Origin of the sequence: Imperialibacter sp., from assembly GCF_040222385.1 — a bacterium.
Classification (GTDB): Bacteria; Bacteroidota; Bacteroidia; order Cytophagales; family Cyclobacteriaceae; genus Imperialibacter.
In genome coordinates, this window is record NZ_JAVKDF010000021.1 from 268,566 (window position 1) to 286,659 (window position 18,094).

Below are 18,094 nucleotides of genomic sequence, written 5' to 3' on the forward strand. Positions count from 1 at the left end.
CTATTTTCCGGTGTGCTGCCTGACAACGTGACCATCTTCAAGTTTGATAATTCTATCGGCCATATGGAAATAGGACTCATCGTGGGTAATCACGATGACAGTCTTTCCTTCTTTCTTCAAATCCGGGATAATTGACCCATAAAATTTCAGTTTGAAAAGCGGATCCTGATTAGCCGCCCACTCATCGAACAGGTAAATTTCTTTGTCTTCCAGGAGCGACCTCAACAGTGACAATCTCCCCTGCTGGCCCGACGACACCCGTATGGTAGACAGCGATTTATCCTTGATATTTACAATTTCCTCGATATTGAGCATCTTTATGAGTCGTTCGCCATGTTGTTGAAGGTACCCATCGTCTATGTACTGCAAGCCTCTAAACACATGAGAATCTGGGAACAGCGCTGCGAACTGGTTGCGATAGTCCTCATTTTTGCGTTCGTCTATTTCCTGCCCCTGAAATAAAACCTTCCCAGAGCTTGGCCGGTAAAGTCCCACAATCAGTTTGCCAAGCGTCGTTTTACCGCTCCCGTTCCCCCCACTCAGATAAACGATTTCGCCACGGTTGATTGTCAGGTTAAACGGTCCGATGTGAAACCCATTTGCTTCCCTTTCCGAACCATATTCAAATCCCACATCTTCAAGAACAATCAAAGGTTCAGGGCGAGCCCCGATCGGGCTCACCGGCTGCTGTTTCTCCTCTTTGTCTGGTTGATACTCAATTCCCAGCTTGCCAATCGCATTGAGCGCTACTTCCACCTTTTTGATATTGTTAAGAAAGGTGGTGGTAATAATCAGTGCCGGCAAAACGAACATCACGACCGTCAGAAATTCAAGTAGCAGGCCGCTGTCCATCACCACAATGTCATTATATTTAATCAGTAGGATCGAAAGAGAGACAATCACAATCAGCTCGCCAATCTTGGTGACAAATATGTGCAGCGTCCCAAGAACCGTCAAACTATCACTGTGTTTGCGGCTGGTGGGGCCCATAATATCCTGCACGTAAATAGACTTATGCTTTTTATTGAGCGAGAGCTCCTTGAGCCCTCTCACCAAGCCATTGATATGCTCGAAAATGTCATTCTTCAGCTCTCTGATCATCCTCTCCTGCTTATGTACTCTTGGAAAAACAATCATCGAAACCAAAAATACCAGGGCGTAAATGCTCATCACATAGGCCGTAAGCTGCCATGAGAGCCAGAACATATAGGCAACACAGGCAACAACTTTTGAAATTGAAACAAAAAAATCAGGTACCGTTTTGATGAACGCACCAATGGTATTGATGTCGTTATTCAGCACTGGCATTATTTGAAGAGAGTTCTGCTCTACATGAAAAAAATCGGCCTTCAGTATCTTCTTTGATATGGAAAGACGGAGGTCAGATACCTGGCCCTCATACACTTTGGTAAGGTAGTGTCCGGCAAACACGGACAAGGCTGTTGAGACAATGATGGAAATATTGAGCTTGTAGAACACCAGCATCAACCCGGAATCGCTGGTAATGATTTCATGGAGAAACTTGATAGACAATGCATAAAGCCCCCCGGCCACAATGCTCATCAACATGGCAAAAAACAGCTTTTTCCAGCTTGTCAGAAGTAAAGAGTAGATTAGTTTCACTAAGTGGCTTTTCGTTCTACCTGCCGCTTGTCGCTTAGCAGCAAGGCAGCAAAGTAGGCAAGAAAATTCCCTTTTCTCAAAAAAACCGGAAGCCGGAAGCTTCTAATATTCTTTATCCAACTAGAATTGGATCACACGAACGACGCCTCAAGAAAAGCGTAAATTTCCCCACGGCAGTACAAAAGCGATAAAAAACGGGTACTTATTCCAACTCAAAGGCTGTACTTTGCATCTTGTATTCATTTTTGAAAAATGGCCGCAATAGCTGAGAAACCAGAGAATTCATTTGCCAAGGCAAAAAGATTACCTCAAAAAATAAGGTGACTTTCGTAAACTTCAACCGCTCACTATTACTTAGAAATTGCTACGTTTGAGAACATATTCAGAAACCATGGTTGTCGAAAAAATCACCAAAAAAGTCTAGTAACCAAACAAATTGCACCTAAGTAACCCTGCATTTTACCAAGCTATACCCTAAGCAAAACAACACATGAATAAAGGAAAAACCTGCCTCTTTTCACTTTTCATTCTATTTTCCTCCAGCCTTTTCGGCCAGGTGCTCCAGCCAGGTACGTTGGATTTTGAGTACCACAGGCTACTGCTCTTGAAAAATGATTTCGACAAGGAGGCCATCGGCACCTTTCCGTCCATTATTACAGACTTCGCTCCCGACAGCTTCCTTAGCTGGAACCCATGGAATAACTATCTGGTACCCTCAACCAGTTCGGACAAATTTTCTGTGGTTGATCCCACTTTTGGCACTTTATACAATTCTACCGCACCCCGAAGCTACAACGACGGCGCCGTTTGGAATGGAAAAGGGCTCAATTCATGGTTTACCACCGGCGTGATGGGCAAACTTCCTACCGGCGAAAATGGATACTTTAGCTACACCCTTTCACCTATTGTACACTATAGTCAGAACGCCGCCATCGATATCCCACAACCTATTTACGACAAAAGTCAATATTCTTATCCTTTCTACGAAAGGCTGGATCAGGTGGAAAGGTATGGAGACGAAAGCCTTTTCAAGATTGATCCAGGGCAGTCAGAAGTCAAATACGTTTACCGGGGCATTGCAGCAGGTTTCACTACCCAAAATGAAGTTTGGGGGCCAGCCACCTTCAACCCCATTCTCATGAGTCAGCAGGCGGCGGGCATACCACGATTCAACCTCGGCTTCAACAGACCTATTGACACCAAAATCGGACGCCTGGAGGGCAAAGCTTTCTGGGGCATGCTGAAGGAATCCGATTATTATGACAGCAACCCCAACAATAATTACCGTTACATCACCGGCTTCACAGGCGGCTATGCGCCAAGCTTCGTTAAGGGATTGAACCTGGGGCTCCACCGGGTCATGTACCGGCTTTGGGAAAGAAGCAGCATGAGAGCGAAAGATGTTTTCGCCGCTTTTGCCCATACCTCAAGGCAGTACGACACCCCGTTAAATGGCATCATCACCAACGATGAATACGACCAAATGGCTTCCGCCACTATCCGCTGGAATCGTCCGGAACTGGGGCTGGAAATCTACACCGAATATGCGAGAAATGATTTTCCGGGAAATTTCAAGGAATTTGGTCGCAACCCTGATCGCTCCTCCGCCTTTGTGCTTGGTATCACCGAGGCTTTTGAACTCCACAACGGAAATACCATCAAGCTGCAATACGAAAATACCAAACTCAGCGCCAACCAGCTCCAGATTGTCAGCATATTCTCGTCGCCTACCTATTATGTGCACTACTCTATCGCTCATGGCTACACCCAAAACGGCCAAATCATTGGTGCAGGCATAGGCCCCGGCTCAAATACGAATGTGCTCCAGGCGCAGTATTTCACCCCAAAAAGCATGTTCGGCCTCACGGCACAGGCAATAAGATTTAATGATGACTACATTCTCAGAGAGTATGCAGGGGCCTTGAAGTACCCATCAGAGTTTGAGTTTGCCTATTCGGCTAAGTACTACCGACTGTTTGATAAGTTTACAGTTGAAGCCCAGCTACAGTATGCAAAACACTACCACAGGTATTTCGTTGACGGGATCAGCGATAGAAACTTCCAGGCACTATTAAACCTCAGGTATCGCATTAATAATTAACCAGATAGCTCCCACAGAATCCTTTTTTGCCAGCTCCAAAATAGTTTGGCACTTCGTATGCTTGTATGTTTTCATAAATTTGAATTATGAAAATATTTAGTTTTATCGTCTTTTGCCTGATATCTCAGTTCGCTTTCTCACAACCCCAGCAGGCGGCAAAGGGCCATTTCATCAGGTTTTATAAGGCCGACAACCAGGTGAAGGTATACTTAAATGACTCCCTGCTGTTCACCAGCAAAGTGTTTGACGGCAACCCAGACCTTAACCTTGATGTAAATTTAGCGCCGCACCTGGCCAAAGGCCTGAACAGCATCAAAGTTGAGCTTTATAATGGCTACGAAAACAACGATTACAAAGAAGACAGATTCTGGGAAATTCGCTATGAGATGTTTAACAACAACCAGAGCATCGACTACATGCACCAGTTTTCGAGCAATGGGGCGGCGGGCCTCGCCTTCGAATACAAACATGAAATTTATAAAAAGTAAGAGTGAATACTTTTTGTTAACTTTGCGCCTGCACCCTTAAATGAACATTCTTCTGATTCTAAATGCAGTTTATTCTCGTTCTCCCAACACCCTTTGATTGGAAGATGCAGGTTAATTGTGTTACTTCACAGGCCCAGCCGTGACAATGTTTGTTGTAGACTATGAATGACAAATTGAGAAAACGTACGAGTACTTACCAGGAGCCTCAAAAGGTAAAAAGACTTGGTCAGTATCCTTTCTTCCGCCCTATTGAGTCAGAGCAGGGCACAGAAGTAACCATCGACGGTCATCAGGTGCTCATGTTCGGGTCGAACAGCTACCTCGGACTGACCAACCATCCCAAGGTAATGGAAGCCTCAGCGGCGGCCATAAAAAAATACGGCACCGGCTGCGCAGGTTCAAGGTTTTTGAACGGAACGCTCGATCTCCATGTGGAGCTTGAGAACAGGCTGGCGAAGTTCCTGAATAAAGAAGCGGTATTGGTTTACACCACGGGCTTTCAGGTAAATCTGGGAGTTATTCCCTGCCTCACTACCAAAGAAGACACCATCATTCTCGACGAGTTTGACCATGCCTCCATTATAGAGGGCAGCAGGTTGTCGTTTGCAAGAAAACTGAAATTCAGGCACAACGACATGGAAGCACTGGAGAAAAAGCTCCAAATGTGCGATGATTCACAATTGAAGCTCATCGTTGTCGATGGCGTGTTCAGCATGGAAGGTGATATTGCCAACCTGCCAGAAATTGTGCGCCTGGCCAACAAGTACGGAGCCACCATCATGACCGATTGTGCCCATGCCATTGGTGTGCTTGGGAAAAACGGTGCCGGCACCTCCAGCCATTTCGGTCTCGACAATGAGGTCGATCTGATTGGCGGTACTTTCAGTAAGTCGCTGGCATCTATTGGCGGTTTTGTGGCGTCAGACGCCGATACCATCAACTACCTGAAGCACCACTCCAGAGCGCTGATCTTCAGTGCCAGCATGCCAGCTTCTACGGTGGCCTCAGTGCTTGCCGTGCTGGATTTGCTCGAAAGCGACGACTCGTTGATAGCGAAACTTTGGGATAACACACACCACGCCCACAGGCTTTTCAGAGAATATGGCATCGATATAGGAAAAACGGAGACACCCATTATACCTATCTACGTCCGAAATTTCATGAAGACGTTTGAGCTCACTACCGAACTCTTCAAAGCCGGGCTTTTCGTCAATCCTGTTATTCCTCCGGCCGTTGGCCCCGAGGACACCATGATTCGCTTCAGCCTGATGGCGTCGCATACCAAAGAACAAATTGATATTGCAGTCGAAAAAATCTACAAGACCATGAAAAAGCTTGGCATCGAAACGTTACAGGATAAGAACATGGCCGCCCATTGAAAGTCCTGGTCATAGGAGCCAGTGGCTTCATCGGAACCCATATCGTAAAATACGCCGTTAGTCAAAAGCACCAGGTGGTCGCCGGGGTCAGAAAGTCGTCGAACACCGATCATTTACATGAGCTTCAGGTGCCTGCTGCTGTTTTCAGTTATGACTCCGACGAGTTGTTAAGTGGAGAAATAGCGCAGCTCAAACAGTTGTATGGCAAGTTCGACCTCATTATACACAACGCAGGGCTTACCAAAGCCTTCGATCCAAAAAAACTCTTCACCACCAATCAGTTGCTCACGGTAAAGATGGCTGAGCTCGTAGAAAAACAGGAGCTACTCTCAGCAAAAGGGAAATTTGTTTATGTGTCCTCACTGGCCGCCAGAGGCCCCTATGGCGTGCTAAAGCCAGTAACCAATTATGGCAGAAGCAAGCTACTGGCTGAGGAACAACTTTTGAAAATGTCGCTTCCGGTAGTCATTATCAGGCCAACTGCCGTTTTTGGCCCCGGAGACGCCGCCTTCCTCAAGCTGTTCAAAGCCATCAAAATGAACATCGCTCCCCTGCTTGCCAAGCCTACGCAGCAATTGACTTTTATTTTTGCCAGAGACCTTGCCACACTGCTGGTGGACTACGCCCCCGCACAGCCTGACAAGACCATTATTGCGGCGACCGACGGAAAAAACTACTCGCCGGGAGAATTATATAGCTGCATTGGCGACTGTATTGCAAAAAAGCCCGTTACTATCCGCATCCCTTCCTTTATCATGATGCCTTATGCCCATGCCAATGAGTTTTTTGCAAAAATCTTCAAAGGGCAGCCTGTGCTGACACCTGAAAAAATGAACGAGCTCACCGCCGACTGGGGAATTGCCGAAGGTGATATCACTCCAAAAGATTTTATTTTCACATCTTTGAGTGATGCACTAAAAGAATCAGCCGAGCATTACAGACAAAACGGCCTTCTGTAAATTATGTCGATTGAAATAAGAGAAGTAAAAACCTCCAAAGACCTAAAGGCTTTTATAAAGTTCCCCTTCAAACTCTACAAAAACCATCCTTGTTGGGTGCCACCACTGGTTCAGTTTGAGGAAAGCACACTCAATAAAGACAAAAACCCTGCGTTTGAGTACTGCTCCGCTGCCTATTTTCTGGCTTACAAAGGACAAGAGATTGTCGGACGGGTTGCAGGCATTCTCCATGGCACAGAGCTACAGGAAAAGGCCCTTGTCAGGTTTGGATGGGTAGATTTTATTGACCACAGAGATGTGTCAAAAAAGCTTATTGAAGCTGTCGAAAATTGGGCCAAATCAAAAAATGTAAAAAGTATCCACGGGCCGTTGGGCTTTACCGACCTTGACTTTGAAGGCACCCTCATTGAGGGGTTCGACCAGGTTGCTACGCAAGCAACTATTTACAATTACCCTTATTACAAGGATCACTTTGAAGCACTGGGTTTTGAAAAAGCCTGCGACTGGCTGGAAGGACGGGGCGTAGTGCCAAAAGAGATTCCAAAAAGGCTGAAACGAACGGCGGAAATTATTGAAGGCCGCTTCAAATTCAAGGTAAAGGAATTCAAGACCAATAAGGAAATGTTGGTTTATGCCAATAGTATCTTTGAAATTTTGAATGAGTCGTACGCCAATTTGTATGGCTATTATCCCCTCTCCCAAAAGCAGATTGACTATTACGTGAAGCAATATTTTGGACTGGTAAGAAAGGAGTATGTGAGCGTGGTTGTAAATGAGAGCGACGAAGCCATCGGGTTCGCTATTTGTTTCCCTTCTTTTTCGAAGGCCTTTCAAAAGGCCAAAGGCTCACTTTTTCCGTTTGGTTTTTATCACGTCCTGAAAGATTTTTATTTTAACAAAACCCTCGACATGTTTCTCATTGGGGTGAAGCCCGAATATCAAAAGCTTGGAGCAAATGTTCTTATCTTTAGGAGCATGTTAGACAACTTTATTAAAACTGGCGCTACCAACGTAATGACGGGCCCTATGCTCGAAGAAAATTTCAATGTACTTAATCTGTGGAACGACTACACCGGAGAAGGCAACCGGCTTGCCATCCGCCGAAGGTGTTTCATTAAACCCGTCCAGCCATGAGCAAATGGGCATTGATCCTGGGAGGTTCTTCAGGTATTGGGCTGGCTACCGCACAGAAGTTAGGCAAAAGTGGCTGGAACCTGCTTATTGTCCACAGAGATCGTCGCTCGGTGCTGGCCGATATTGAAGCTGCATTCAGTGAAATCCGGGAGTCTGGTGCCCAGCTAATCTCCTTCAACTTCGATGCCACCAGCCAGGAGAAAATCGACGAACACCTGCCGCAGTTCAGAAAGGCTTTGGGTAATGCCAATATCAGCCTGATGCTTCACTCTGTTTCCCGTGGCAACCTGAAACCATTTGTTTCAAACGACGGCCCCGAACTCAACCTCCAGGACTTGCAGCTGACAATAGACGCCATGGCCCTCAATGTGTTTACCTGGGCCCGCACGCTGCTGAAAAACAACTTCTTTGCCAAACCCGCCCGAATCATCACACTTACTTCCATGGGGAACGACCGGGTGTGGGAAGGCTACGGTGCCATCGCCCTGGCAAAATCAGCCCTCGAAACATTGACCAGGTACATGGCAGTGGAGCTAGCCCCCCACGGCATCAGGGTGAACACGATACAGGCAGGTGTGACCCTTACACCATCTTTGAAGATGATCCCCTCCTACGAAAAGATGATCGAATTGGTAACCAAAAACAACCCTATGGGTAGAATGACGCAGCCCGAAGATGTGGCAAATGCCATTTACCTCCTATCTTTGGATGAAGCCAACTGGATCAACGGAAGCACCATTCATGTGGACGGTGGCGAACACCTACTATGAGCGAACTGTTTGCAGCTATTATTCAAAAACTACCCTACAGTCCACCTTTTTTGTTTGTGGATGAAATACTCAGTGCCGACGAAGACTCCATAAAAGGGATCTACAAACTAAAAAAAGATGAATTTTTTTACCAGGGTCATTTCCCAGGTAATCCTGTCACTCCCGGTGTAATCATCACTGAAGTGATGGCACAAATTGGCCTGGTTTGTTTTGGTATGTACCTCAACAGCAGCAGCAACTCCAACGGAATGGATGAAAAAGTGCCTGTTTTCACGTCGTCCTGCGTCGATTTCTACTCGCCAGCCTACCCGGAGCAAACACTTGAGGTGACTTCCTCCAAAATTTATTATAGATTCGGTAAGTTGAAATGCCGGATTGAATGCCACAACAGAGACACACAGCAACTTGTTTGTAAAGGCGATCTATCGGGCCTACTAGTGAATAAAAATGAGCTTAAATAAACGAGTAGTTATCACGGGACTTGGCGTAGTGGCACCAAATGCTACGGGAAAAGAGGCTTTTGAACACGCCTTGCGAGGCATGAAGTCGGGCATTACCCGGATACCTACTTTGGCCGAGCACAACCTGGGTTGTCAAATCGCTGGTGAACCCGAAGTATCAGAGGAGTACAAGCTCAGTCTTCTCCCTCAGCTCCTGAACAAAATGCTAGACAATCATGGCGTGATCTATGGCTGTTTGTCGGGTCTGGAAGCCTGGAAAGATGCGGGCCTTACGGTTGACTATGACAAATTTGACCCTGAACTAGGCATCATCTATGGAGGTGGAGCACTGAGTATGGACGAAAGCATAGGACCCCGCTTCGACCTGGTTAATGCCGGACAGGTGAGAAAGCTGGGCACCAAAACCATCACTCAATCAATGAACAGCGGGGTGAGTGCCTACCTCAACGGCATGCTCGGAGCAGGCAACCGTGTCATGTCCAACTCGTCGGCCTGCAGCACTGGCACCGAAGCGGCCATCATGGGCTATGAGCTTATTAAAAGTGGTAAAGCCAAGCGAATGCTGTGTGGCAGCTCCGAAGGCAAAGGCAAATACATCTGGGGGGCTTTCGACTCGATGCGGGTGCTTTGCAGAGACTCCAACGACAACCCGACATTTGGCTCAAGGCCCATGAGCAGCACATCGTCCGGGTTTGTGCCCGGCGCAGGAGGCGGAGCGCTGGTGCTGGAGGAACTCGACACGGCCCTTGCCAGAGGTGCCCGGATTTATGCGGAGATACTCGGAGGAGACGTCAATTCGGGGGGACAAAGAATGGGCGGATCCATGACAGCCCCCAACTCCACCGCCGTGCAGGCTTGTATCAAAAATGCCATCAAAGAAGCTGGGATAACGCCTGAGTCTATCGACCTCATTTCCGGTCACCTCACCTCCACCATGGCCGATCCTATTGAGCTCAATAACTGGGTGGAAGCGCTCAGTGTTCCTGCTGCTGACTTCCCGTTGGTAAATGCCACCAAATCAATGATCGGGCACTGCATTGCTGGTGCCGGCTCTATCGAGTTGGTGGGGTGCGCCCTTCAAATGCATGGCAACTTTGTGCATGGCAACCTCAATATAGAGGAGCTTCACCCCGAGATTCTGAAGATCATTCCGGCTGAGAAAATCCCGACAGCCACTGTGGAAACCAACCTTAACATCGTAGCTAAAGCCAACTTTGGCTTTGGGGACGTGAATAGTTGTATTATTTTGCGGAAGTTTTCGTCCTAAAAACCTTACCAACCACCCAAATGACAAAAGATCAGATCAAAGCAGAAATCAAAGGCGTCATTGAGCCGTATGTGATGCAAAAGGAGCTATTGGACAACCTCTCGGACGAAATTCAGCTTATCGGTGATCTTAAAATTAACTCAGCCCACGTGGTGGATATCGTGCTTGATATTGAGGAGAAGTACGATATTACGATTGACGATGAATCGATCAACAAGATGAATACAATTGGTGAAGCGATTGAAGTGATCCTGGAAAAAATGAAAAAGGATTGATTGGAGTTGACATTGTTGACCTGACAGACCCGCTACTCAAACCCCGTTCCCAAAGGGAACTGCGTTTTATTTCTCATCCCAACGATCACTGCCCTAAAGACATCGGCGAAGAAACGCTTTATTGGCTGCTTTGGGCTGCCAAAGAGGCTATTTTTAAGGCCGAAAGGCAAGATCAGGCGTTTTCTCCCAAAGAAATTGAGGTGATGTACTCCAAAACAGTCGGCGACAGGCTGCTTTACAGTGGAAGATGGGTGAATGAGATTAACGGCTATTCTATCCTGAAAAAAGACAACATCATTTCTGTAGTAACTACCGCAAATATAGAAGCCGTAAAATGGAATACCTTCAAGCTGAAAACCTCCAATCAGTCTCAAGAACTTCGTGATTGCTTTCAAAAGGAAATGGGGCCTGGCTTTCAGCTGCTGCGGGATGTAGCCGGTCTGCCAATTGTTCGACACGACGGCACCACAACTCCCGCCAGTATCAGTCACCACCACCATTTGGGTGTGGTGGCATGGATCGAAAGGTAAAACCCAAAACCCGCCCTGCCCTACTCAATAATGATCTTGTGAATCTCCGAAGCATTACCGGACTTGATGCGCAGCAGGTAAAACCCAGGCTTCAAACCTGCAACATCAAGATCGAGGGTTTGCCCCGCCCATGCCGCAGAAAGCTCCCTGACAGTAACGGATGCCCCTTCCATGGTAATAAGCTCGGCCCGAGCCTGCGACATACGATTGTTAAATGACAGCTTCAGAGCGTTTCCCCGCTGCACAGGGTTCGGATACACCGTCACCTGGTTTTTCACGAGCTGGCGTTCCTTCACGCCAGTAGTAACACCGTCAAAAAACCTGCTGGCAAAGTTAAAAGCATCAATTCCTATTTCATGACCCATCATTCGCCCACGGATATCATCCATAGGCGGGTGAATACCACCCCAAATCCTCGACAAACTGCACTGATCGGAAGCATCCTGGTACCTGGCCCACTGTAGCACCACATCGGCACTCGGGCCTTCTTCAAACACCAGAAACTCATTTTTCTCCGCATCAAATTCACCCATACCGCCCGGAAAATATTCGCTGCCCGTTAGCAAAGTCAGCACTTCAGCTGCGGCCCTTGAATAGGTGCTATGCCCCGAAACATAGCCTGCGAAAGGTGGCGTAACGAACGAAGGCCGCTGGTAAGGCCACCAATAGTCCGCCAGGATCCAGTCAACGCCTGCCTCCACTGTGGCCGGATCGTATACATACTGCGGCCCCTTCCATGCCTTCAATTTTATTTTGCCAACATTTTCCCTACTCGGCCCGGCCAGTGGGTCGCCAGCTTTCACTGACTCTATAAGTCCGTCGTACAACTTAAACCCTCCGGGGTTATACCCCGGCAACTTGGGGTCGGAGGATTGCCCGACGCCAGAGAGCCAGCGAATAGCAGACACAGGCCTGATATAGTCGTAGTACCCTTTTACCCCCCATGCGGCAATGGCTACATCATGCATGGTGCCTCCAAGGATAAAATAGGCTTTAATATCCCATTCGAGGTCGTCCAAAACCTCTCCCTGTCCCATGAACTTCTTCACCAGTTGCGGGTGGTCGTTTACATAGTTGAGAATCACAAACCAGTGTCCGGGCGGTGTTTCAGAGCTGGGGCCATCGGCCCAGAATTCGGCCAGCACCCTAGTATAATCTCCCCTGGCTACCATTTGAGGTTGGTAAGGCTCGCCTGTTACTGGGTTCACCTCGTAGCCTTTGCCTACGTCTCCACCGTTGGTAAAATCATAAAAAGCCGGATAGTCTTCCACTTTTGTCGGAAGCTCGGCGTAGTCAATATTACCCAGGGAAGCTGGCGAAATGTCCCACATTACCCCATCAGATGGATCGAGGTGAGACGACCAGGCTGCCACCAGGCTGAATGTCCAGACATAGGCTGCTATAGCCTCCTTGTCATCCTCATCATAATAAACGGGCGGGCCGGGATCGTGATACACCAGGTACTCGTCACCGTCTCTTTTATGTGGGGTGAAATGAAGCGCATTCATTGAAAAGGGAGTGACATTGCCCCACTCGGGGCTCAAAAACGGAATATTGCTTCCTGGAATAGGGTTTCCGCCCTGATCGATAAACGCCCCAAGCTCAAGAGATTGCCAGCGATTGGGGTCTTTCAAATTGGGATTTCCCGGCATTAACGGATTGAGCGGCTTATCGTTGAGCGGAGCATAATACTGGTTGGCGTACAAATTCATCTCGTTAGAGCCATCCTGCAAGCCAAACTGAATCACTTTTTCGGCTATATAGTTACCAAGCGCCGCCGGGGAGCCGGTTGAGTAGTCGGTGGATGTAAACGAAAGTGAATAGCCCCTTGCCTGCATCTGTTTGTAAGCGGCCAGGAAGATGTTCTGGGCTCCGGGAGAGAGGGCAAAACGATGGCTAATCAATCTGTAGGCTGCATAGCTAATGGCCTCCTCCTGAGCGGCCCTTAAGTCTTCCGGCACCTGTATGCCATCGTAAGGGAAGTAAAAGTCGCCATGATATCGCCCCAGGAAGTACAGCTCCGCCTTCTCATCATAGGCCGCCCACGCATCGTACATGGCAGCGGAAATATGGAAAAGATTGCGGGCGTGCACAGTGGGCCTGGCAAAGTCATTCCTGACGGCTTCCAGCAATACTTCGTTCCATTGCCTGGCTATGGAATGGTCAACTTCTTGTGCAGCCGAAGAAAAAAAAATTGTAACTAATAGCACTAAGGCTGTTATTGTGCTTTTCATCCTTTCAAAAATATCTAAAACTTGGTCTAAACTACCACTTTCTTATCTCCTCAAAAAGAATTAGGCCTTGATGTGCCTCCTCAAGCGCCACAAAAATTAAAATACATCACACCATGTAGAAGACCCATTCCAGGACAAAAAGTTGTAGAGGAAGCGTCTTGGAAAGCCATTAATTTAAGGCTAAAATAGCCTGAGTTAGATATAACAACCAAAGGATGTGACTCCCAATACCATCAACAAAAAAAACTCCATCCACCAACTAAAAATCCAACACAATACCTAAACCCGGCAATACAGAAGAAGGGCTCTGAGTAATCTCGACCAATCGGCTGGGATTTTCTATACTTCCATCGTCCATTCGGGCCAGGCCATACGAAGGTTGACTTGGGTTGTTTTGGGCCAATGCATTCTGCACTTCAAGGAATACGTCAAGCGAAACTTTTCGGAAATTCCACTTCTTATCTATCCTGATGTCTAACTGATTAAAAACACCCAACTTAGGCCCGCCTAACTGGCTATAGTCCAAAATAACGGCGGGATAGGCCGCAAATGTTGCAGCTTTGTCCACAGGCACATAAGGCGTTTTTCCAACAAACCTATTCCTGATACCCAGCTCCCAGTTGTTGCCAAACTTATATCCTCCGGTAAAGGTCAACAGGTGTCGGCTGTCCCAAAGCGATGGCAGGTATTCTCCTGACAATCCGGAGAACTCGCTCCAGTAGAGCGTGTAGGCCAAAATGGCGTAGAGGCTTCCGTTGAACTTTTGCTGAAATAGAAACTCAGCACCATAGGTTCTTCCCAGTCCACTGGAAACTACAGCTTCATTTCCCAGCACTTCAAAGCCAGCGCCTTTATTGGCCAACGAAATTCCATCACTTATCGACACGGGGTAGTTGGCGTATTTCTTTATAAAACCTTCAAGCGTAAATCTTGCAGAAGAGGTAACCAGGTATTCTACACCAAGGACAGCATGATCGGATCTGATATATTTGGCATCCTTGTTGGCGAAGGCTCCGGCGCTGTTCTGAAAACCAAAGATGGTGTAGGGTGGAATCTTGAAATACCTGCCTGCTGAACCGTTGAGCCTCCACCTGCGTGCTTCATCCATCACATAAGACAGAGAGACCCGAGGCGAAAACGTCTGGATTAACTGATTGCCCTGCGTGGAAAACGAATTGGCATCACTTCTCAAACCTATCGAGAAGTCTAGTTTTTGGTCAAAGTAAGAGCGGGATGCCTGAGCAAACAGCCCATACTTCCAGAAGCTGAAGTCCGACACATAGGTAATATTGGCCACATTGTTCAGGGTGCTATTGGTATAGCTCGCCTGCTGCACACTAAGGCCGCCTCCCAATGTCCATTCTCCCGCAAAACGAGTGTATTCATATCTTAGCTTTCTCTCTGTTTCACGGGAGTCGTTGCTGAAATACAAACCTGTTTCGGCTTCATTGTCGTCGTATCTGTTGAAAATATTGTTGAGGATATTGGTGCTGGCCGTGGTTTGCATATAGCCCTTGCCATTTTTGAACCTGCGCTTCCAGCTAATACCCGAAGTGGTAGACCATTGCCTGATGATGGGCACTTGTTCCAGCACCGCCTGCTGCTCGGCATCAAAATCCTCTGGTGCCTTTACGCTAAAATCGTCAACTGAACCAATCCCAATAAGATTCAACTCGTCGTATTCCCCCATTTTGTGGTTGATTTTGTATTGGTAGTCCCAATAGTCGGGAAGAATGGGCAGCCCTATCACCTGAAACAAAGCCTGCAGGTAGCTGCGCCTTACTGACAATAGATAAGTAGTGTTGGCTTTTTCTTTTTCTCCTTTAAACAAAGGGCCTTCACCGGTAAGAGCAGCCTCACTTGAGCTGATCCTTACGTTGCCTTTGAATTTTTCATTGTTGCCTTTCCTTTGGTCGAATTGCAATACACCCGAAAGTGGATTGTCGTATCGGGAATGAAAAGCCGTCGTAGATAGTTTTACCCCTTCTATGAATGAAACGTTGAGCAAGCCGACCGGCCCGCCTGCACTGCCTTGCGTAGAAAAGTGGTTGATGTTGGGGATTTCTACGCCGTCGAGGTAATACACATTTTCGTTGGGGGCACCACCTCTGATGATCACGTCGTTGCGAAATCCACCCACTGAGCCAGCCACACCCGGCAGCGACTGCACTACCTTGGCAATATCGTTGTTGCCGCCCGGATAGGTAGCGATTTCTTCGGCTGACAAACTTTGGATAGACAACGGTGTCTCCGGAAGTTTGTCGAATGGATTGGCTACCACCACAATGTCCTGCAAAGCCTCTACCGCCTCCTCTAATTCAAAATTGAGGTCGGGATTACCCGCAGAGCGCACCACCACATTGAAGCGGGTGAGCTGCTGGTAGCCTACGTAGCTGGCGGTCATATTCACCGTTTGGGTAGGCACATTCTTGATTTGGTAGAAACCATTGATATCGGTAATGGATCCCAAGCCCAGGTCTTCCACTACTACTGAGGCACCAATCAACGGTTCCTCCGTCCGGCTGTCTTTCACATACCCCTGAAGCATAGATGTGTTTTGAGCGGACAGGGAAAGTGCCAGGAATGAAACAAAAACAGTGGTAAAAAGCTTTTTCATGAATACGTTGGTATAGCCTTAAATGAAACATCAATAGGCATTAAACATAATTAGTGTTTTTTTGTTTTAAAATAAATTAATTTAGTGTGTTAACATTTTACTATGATCAATCCGCTCTATCGTGAACTTATTGCGTTAACCGAGGAGTTTGAGGCTGACCACCCAGATGTTCGGAGCCATCAAGTGACTAATTTCAGTACCTGGCTACAGCAGCGCTTGCAGAAAGGAAGTGACTTCAACGCAGCTGAACGACCTGACTGGAAAGGCAGGGCGCAGGGCATGATGGTGGACGATATGATAGTGAACCTGGTGAGCAGGCTCAATCGCTACGCCAGGCTTTACACCAAAATAGCACTGGCCGACAGTGTGATTTCCACAGTGGAGGAATTCTCGTTTGCCATTTCCCTCCACTTTGAGGGGGAGAAGAGCAAGAAGCAGCTTATTGAAGAGAATGTGCTGGAAAAATCAGCAGGCATGGAGATCATTAAGCGCATGAGAAACAGGGGGTTAATTCAAGAAAAAGCGAACCCAGAGGATGGGAGAAGCAAGCTGATGATGATTACTGATATGGGCAAAGGGGCGCTTTTTGCGGCCATAGGCAAGGTGAGCAAAGTAAGCCAGATTGTTGGAGGCAACCTGACTGAGGAGCAAAAATTTCAGTTGGTAGCCCTTGGTCAACAACTCGATCATTTCCATCAACCCGTTTACCATCAAAAACTCCCCGACACCATTGACGATCTGTTCGATCAGTTGGAGCTTTCAGCGAAGGAATGTTGAGCTCAGATGCTTAGACTGTCGGATGTTCGGACTCTCGGACTATCTGAATGTCTGACTGTCCGACTGTCCACTGTCTAATTCAATACTTACTCACCGCATCAATCAGCGTATTTCCATTGTTGTTGTACACAGCAAAGTTGAAGCCTTTGTGTATAGCATAAGATCCGTAGTTGCCAAATTTATCCAATGCCAGAAAACCTACCTGCAAATCTGCCACAGAAGGATGCTTCGCCGCAATGCGCTCTACAATGGCCTTGCACGCCTCTCCCGGACTCATGCCATTGCGCATCAGCTCCACCACCATGGCACTGCCCGCTACCCTGATCACAGCTTCACCCAAACCGGTAGCACAAGCGCCGCCTACCTCTCCATCGAGAAAGAGGCCAGCGCCAATGATCGGAGAATCACCAATACGGCCGTGCATTTTCCAGGCGGCTCCGCTAGTGGTGCAAGCGCCGGCAAGTCTACCCTGGCTGTCCAATGCCAGCATGCTGATGGTATCGTGGTTTTCAATATTGATGACCGGCTTGTATTCCGCCGTTTCCAGCCATTTCTCGTATGCTTCCTTTGATTTTTCCGTCAGCAGGTTTTTGCGCTCAAAGCCCTGCTCCACGGCAAAGCGCTGAGCCCCCTCTCCTACCAGCATGATATGGGGAGTTTCCTCCATGACCTTGCGGGCCACCGAAATCGGGTTTTCTATCTCTTCAAGAAATGCTACGGAACCACAGCGACTGTCGTAGTCCATGATGCAGGCATCGAGTGACACCACACCATCCCTGTCGGGGAAGCCACCGAGGCCAACGGTCTGCACCTCCGAATCCGACTCCACTACCCTCACGCCTGCCTCAACAGCATCGAGGCTGCTTTTGCCCTGGCTCAGCAGCTCCCAGGCCTTTTCATTGGCAGGCATGCCATGTGCCCAGGTAGCGATAACGATGGGCTTTGTGCCTGTGGTGGACGGATCGGGCCCGGAAGCCTGCTTCTGCTCACCTTCACTGGCACACGCCGCCAATGACGACACGCCTAATACACCTGCCCCAAGGGCAGACTTGCGGATAAAATCTCTTCTGTTAGAGGACATGGGTATCGGATTTGAGATGAAGGGCTGAAACTAGTAAAAATTTGGGATTGCGGAGGGTGGATTGTGGATTGGTGGCGGGATAGGGTGACAAGAACAAGCAACGCCCTTTTTCTTTCACTTAGCGCTTTACTGAATAGGTATTAAAAAGATTGTTTTTCTGTGCTTCCCCCATCGCCCTCATTTGCAACGAGGGTGTACGAGATTTGCGCTTGTAGCGCATCTACTCTGAATTCAGGCTCAATAACAGCAACGCCGTTGTAAATCACTGCCATCATCCGGGAGATTGGCGCCATGCTGATTTACACTGCTTGACAATGATTGCCTTCCGCTCCGATCGCTATCCCGAGGCGGACATACCGGAATGTCGATGCCACGCAGGCTTTATGGCAAGGCCTCTT

General features: G+C 47.9%; 16 protein-coding genes. 11 read left to right on the forward strand and 5 right to left on the reverse strand.

Annotated features, from left to right (window positions below):
* Nucleotides 1-1,623: a cyclic peptide export ABC transporter gene (locus tag RIG68_RS07340; RefSeq protein ID WP_350120507.1), complete on the reverse strand. Its 1,623-nt coding sequence runs from the start codon at nucleotides 1,621-1,623 to the stop codon at nucleotides 1-3.
* A gap of 490 nt (nucleotides 1,624-2,113) precedes the next feature.
* On the opposite strand from RIG68_RS07340, the gene RIG68_RS07345 reads away from it, so the two are divergent.
* The 10 genes from RIG68_RS07345 (at nucleotide 2,114) to RIG68_RS07390 (ending at nucleotide 10,987) form a co-directional block, all read left to right on the forward strand.
* Nucleotides 2,114-3,724, forward strand: coding sequence for a capsule assembly Wzi family protein (locus RIG68_RS07345; protein ID WP_350120509.1), 1,611 nt, complete (start codon nucleotides 2,114-2,116; stop codon nucleotides 3,722-3,724).
* Nucleotides 3,725-3,810: 86 nt separating this feature from the next.
* Nucleotides 3,811-4,212 carry a hypothetical protein gene (locus tag RIG68_RS07350; protein WP_350120512.1) on the forward strand — a complete coding sequence of 134 codons (402 nt, stop codon included), beginning with the start codon at nucleotides 3,811-3,813 and terminating at the stop codon, nucleotides 4,210-4,212.
* Between the two features lie 161 nt (nucleotides 4,213-4,373).
* Nucleotides 4,374-5,591, forward strand: a complete 1,218-nt coding sequence (locus tag RIG68_RS07355) for an aminotransferase class I/II-fold pyridoxal phosphate-dependent enzyme (protein ID WP_350120515.1) — start codon at nucleotides 4,374-4,376, stop codon at nucleotides 5,589-5,591.
* Nucleotides 5,588-6,550, forward strand: coding sequence for an NAD-dependent epimerase/dehydratase family protein (locus RIG68_RS07360; RefSeq protein ID WP_350120518.1), 963 nt, complete (start codon nucleotides 5,588-5,590; stop codon nucleotides 6,548-6,550). Before RIG68_RS07355 ends, RIG68_RS07360 begins: the two co-directional genes overlap by 4 nt.
* Nucleotides 6,551-6,553: 3 nt before the next feature.
* The gene (locus RIG68_RS07365; RefSeq protein WP_350120521.1) at nucleotides 6,554-7,684 is read left to right on the forward strand and encodes a hypothetical protein; all 1,131 of its coding nucleotides are present in this window, start codon (nucleotides 6,554-6,556) and stop codon (nucleotides 7,682-7,684) included.
* Nucleotides 7,681-8,454, forward strand: coding sequence for an SDR family NAD(P)-dependent oxidoreductase (locus RIG68_RS07370; protein WP_350120523.1), 774 nt, complete (start codon nucleotides 7,681-7,683; stop codon nucleotides 8,452-8,454). The genes RIG68_RS07365 and RIG68_RS07370 overlap by 4 nt, the downstream gene beginning before the upstream one ends.
* Nucleotides 8,451-8,915 (forward strand): 3-hydroxyacyl-ACP dehydratase FabZ family protein, encoded by a 465-nt coding sequence (locus tag RIG68_RS07375; RefSeq protein ID WP_350074885.1) that lies wholly within the window; start codon nucleotides 8,451-8,453, stop codon nucleotides 8,913-8,915. Before RIG68_RS07370 ends, RIG68_RS07375 begins: the two co-directional genes overlap by 4 nt.
* Entirely contained in the window at nucleotides 8,902-10,182 is a 1,281-nt protein-coding gene (locus RIG68_RS07380; protein ID WP_350120525.1) for a beta-ketoacyl-[acyl-carrier-protein] synthase family protein, read from the forward strand. The genes RIG68_RS07375 and RIG68_RS07380 overlap by 14 nt, the downstream gene beginning before the upstream one ends.
* Nucleotides 10,183-10,202: 20 nt before the next feature.
* Nucleotides 10,203-10,457 (forward strand): acyl carrier protein, encoded by a 255-nt coding sequence (locus tag RIG68_RS07385; protein WP_350074889.1) that lies wholly within the window; start codon nucleotides 10,203-10,205, stop codon nucleotides 10,455-10,457.
* Nucleotides 10,454-10,987, forward strand: coding sequence for a 4'-phosphopantetheinyl transferase family protein (locus RIG68_RS07390; protein ID WP_350120528.1), 534 nt, complete (start codon nucleotides 10,454-10,456; stop codon nucleotides 10,985-10,987). Before RIG68_RS07385 ends, RIG68_RS07390 begins: the two co-directional genes overlap by 4 nt.
* A gap of 20 nt (nucleotides 10,988-11,007) precedes the next feature.
* On the opposite strand, the gene RIG68_RS07395 is transcribed toward RIG68_RS07390, so the two are convergent.
* Together RIG68_RS07395 and RIG68_RS07400 are read right to left on the reverse strand one after the other, a co-directional pair.
* Nucleotides 11,008-13,221 (reverse strand): DUF6851 domain-containing protein, encoded by a 2,214-nt coding sequence (locus tag RIG68_RS07395; RefSeq protein ID WP_350120531.1) that lies wholly within the window; start codon nucleotides 13,219-13,221, stop codon nucleotides 11,008-11,010.
* A gap of 259 nt (nucleotides 13,222-13,480) precedes the next feature.
* Nucleotides 13,481-15,838: a TonB-dependent receptor gene (locus RIG68_RS07400; RefSeq protein WP_350120534.1), complete on the reverse strand. Its 2,358-nt coding sequence runs from the start codon at nucleotides 15,836-15,838 to the stop codon at nucleotides 13,481-13,483.
* A 102-nt stretch (nucleotides 15,839-15,940) separates the two neighbouring features.
* Between RIG68_RS07400 and RIG68_RS07405 the strand changes: the two genes are divergently transcribed.
* On the forward strand, nucleotides 15,941-16,615 hold the full coding sequence (locus RIG68_RS07405; protein WP_350120537.1) for a MarR family winged helix-turn-helix transcriptional regulator: 675 nt from the start codon (nucleotides 15,941-15,943) through the stop codon (nucleotides 16,613-16,615).
* Between the two features lie 79 nt (nucleotides 16,616-16,694).
* Here the strand turns inward: RIG68_RS07405 and RIG68_RS07410 are convergent, their stop codons facing one another.
* Entirely contained in the window at nucleotides 16,695-17,696 is a 1,002-nt protein-coding gene (locus tag RIG68_RS07410; RefSeq protein WP_350120540.1) for an isoaspartyl peptidase/L-asparaginase family protein, read from the reverse strand.
* Nucleotides 17,697-17,836: 140 nt separating this feature from the next.
* Nucleotides 17,837-17,989, reverse strand: coding sequence for a hypothetical protein (locus RIG68_RS07415; protein WP_350120543.1), 153 nt, complete (start codon nucleotides 17,987-17,989; stop codon nucleotides 17,837-17,839).
* Nucleotides 17,990-18,094 lie beyond the last annotated feature (105 nt).

Excerpts from the sequence above, each read along its gene's own strand:
- RIG68_RS07355 (WP_350120515.1), top strand. The coding sequence starts at position 4,374 with ATGAATGACAAATTGAGAAAACGTACGAGTACTTACCAGGAGCCTCAA.
- RIG68_RS07380 (WP_350120525.1), top strand. The coding sequence starts at position 8,902 with ATGAGCTTAAATAAACGAGTAGTTATCACGGGACTTGGCGTAGTGGCA.
- RIG68_RS07365 (WP_350120521.1), top strand. The coding sequence starts at position 6,554 with ATGTCGATTGAAATAAGAGAAGTAAAAACCTCCAAAGACCTAAAGGCT.
- RIG68_RS07415 (WP_350120543.1), bottom strand. The coding sequence starts at position 17,989 with ATGGCGCCAATCTCCCGGATGATGGCAGTGATTTACAACGGCGTTGCT.
- RIG68_RS07395 (WP_350120531.1), bottom strand. The coding sequence starts at position 13,221 with ATGAAAAGCACAATAACAGCCTTAGTGCTATTAGTTACAATTTTTTTT.
- RIG68_RS07410 (WP_350120540.1), bottom strand. The coding sequence starts at position 17,696 with ATGTCCTCTAACAGAAGAGATTTTATCCGCAAGTCTGCCCTTGGGGCA.
- RIG68_RS07375 (WP_350074885.1), top strand. The coding sequence starts at position 8,451 with ATGAGCGAACTGTTTGCAGCTATTATTCAAAAACTACCCTACAGTCCA.
- RIG68_RS07400 (WP_350120534.1), bottom strand. The coding sequence starts at position 15,838 with ATGAAAAAGCTTTTTACCACTGTTTTTGTTTCATTCCTGGCACTTTCC.
- RIG68_RS07350 (WP_350120512.1), top strand. The coding sequence starts at position 3,811 with ATGAAAATATTTAGTTTTATCGTCTTTTGCCTGATATCTCAGTTCGCT.
- RIG68_RS07345 (WP_350120509.1), top strand. The coding sequence starts at position 2,114 with ATGAATAAAGGAAAAACCTGCCTCTTTTCACTTTTCATTCTATTTTCC.
- RIG68_RS07405 (WP_350120537.1), top strand. The coding sequence starts at position 15,941 with ATGATCAATCCGCTCTATCGTGAACTTATTGCGTTAACCGAGGAGTTT.
- RIG68_RS07385 (WP_350074889.1), top strand. The coding sequence starts at position 10,203 with ATGACAAAAGATCAGATCAAAGCAGAAATCAAAGGCGTCATTGAGCCG.
- RIG68_RS07370 (WP_350120523.1), top strand. The coding sequence starts at position 7,681 with ATGAGCAAATGGGCATTGATCCTGGGAGGTTCTTCAGGTATTGGGCTG.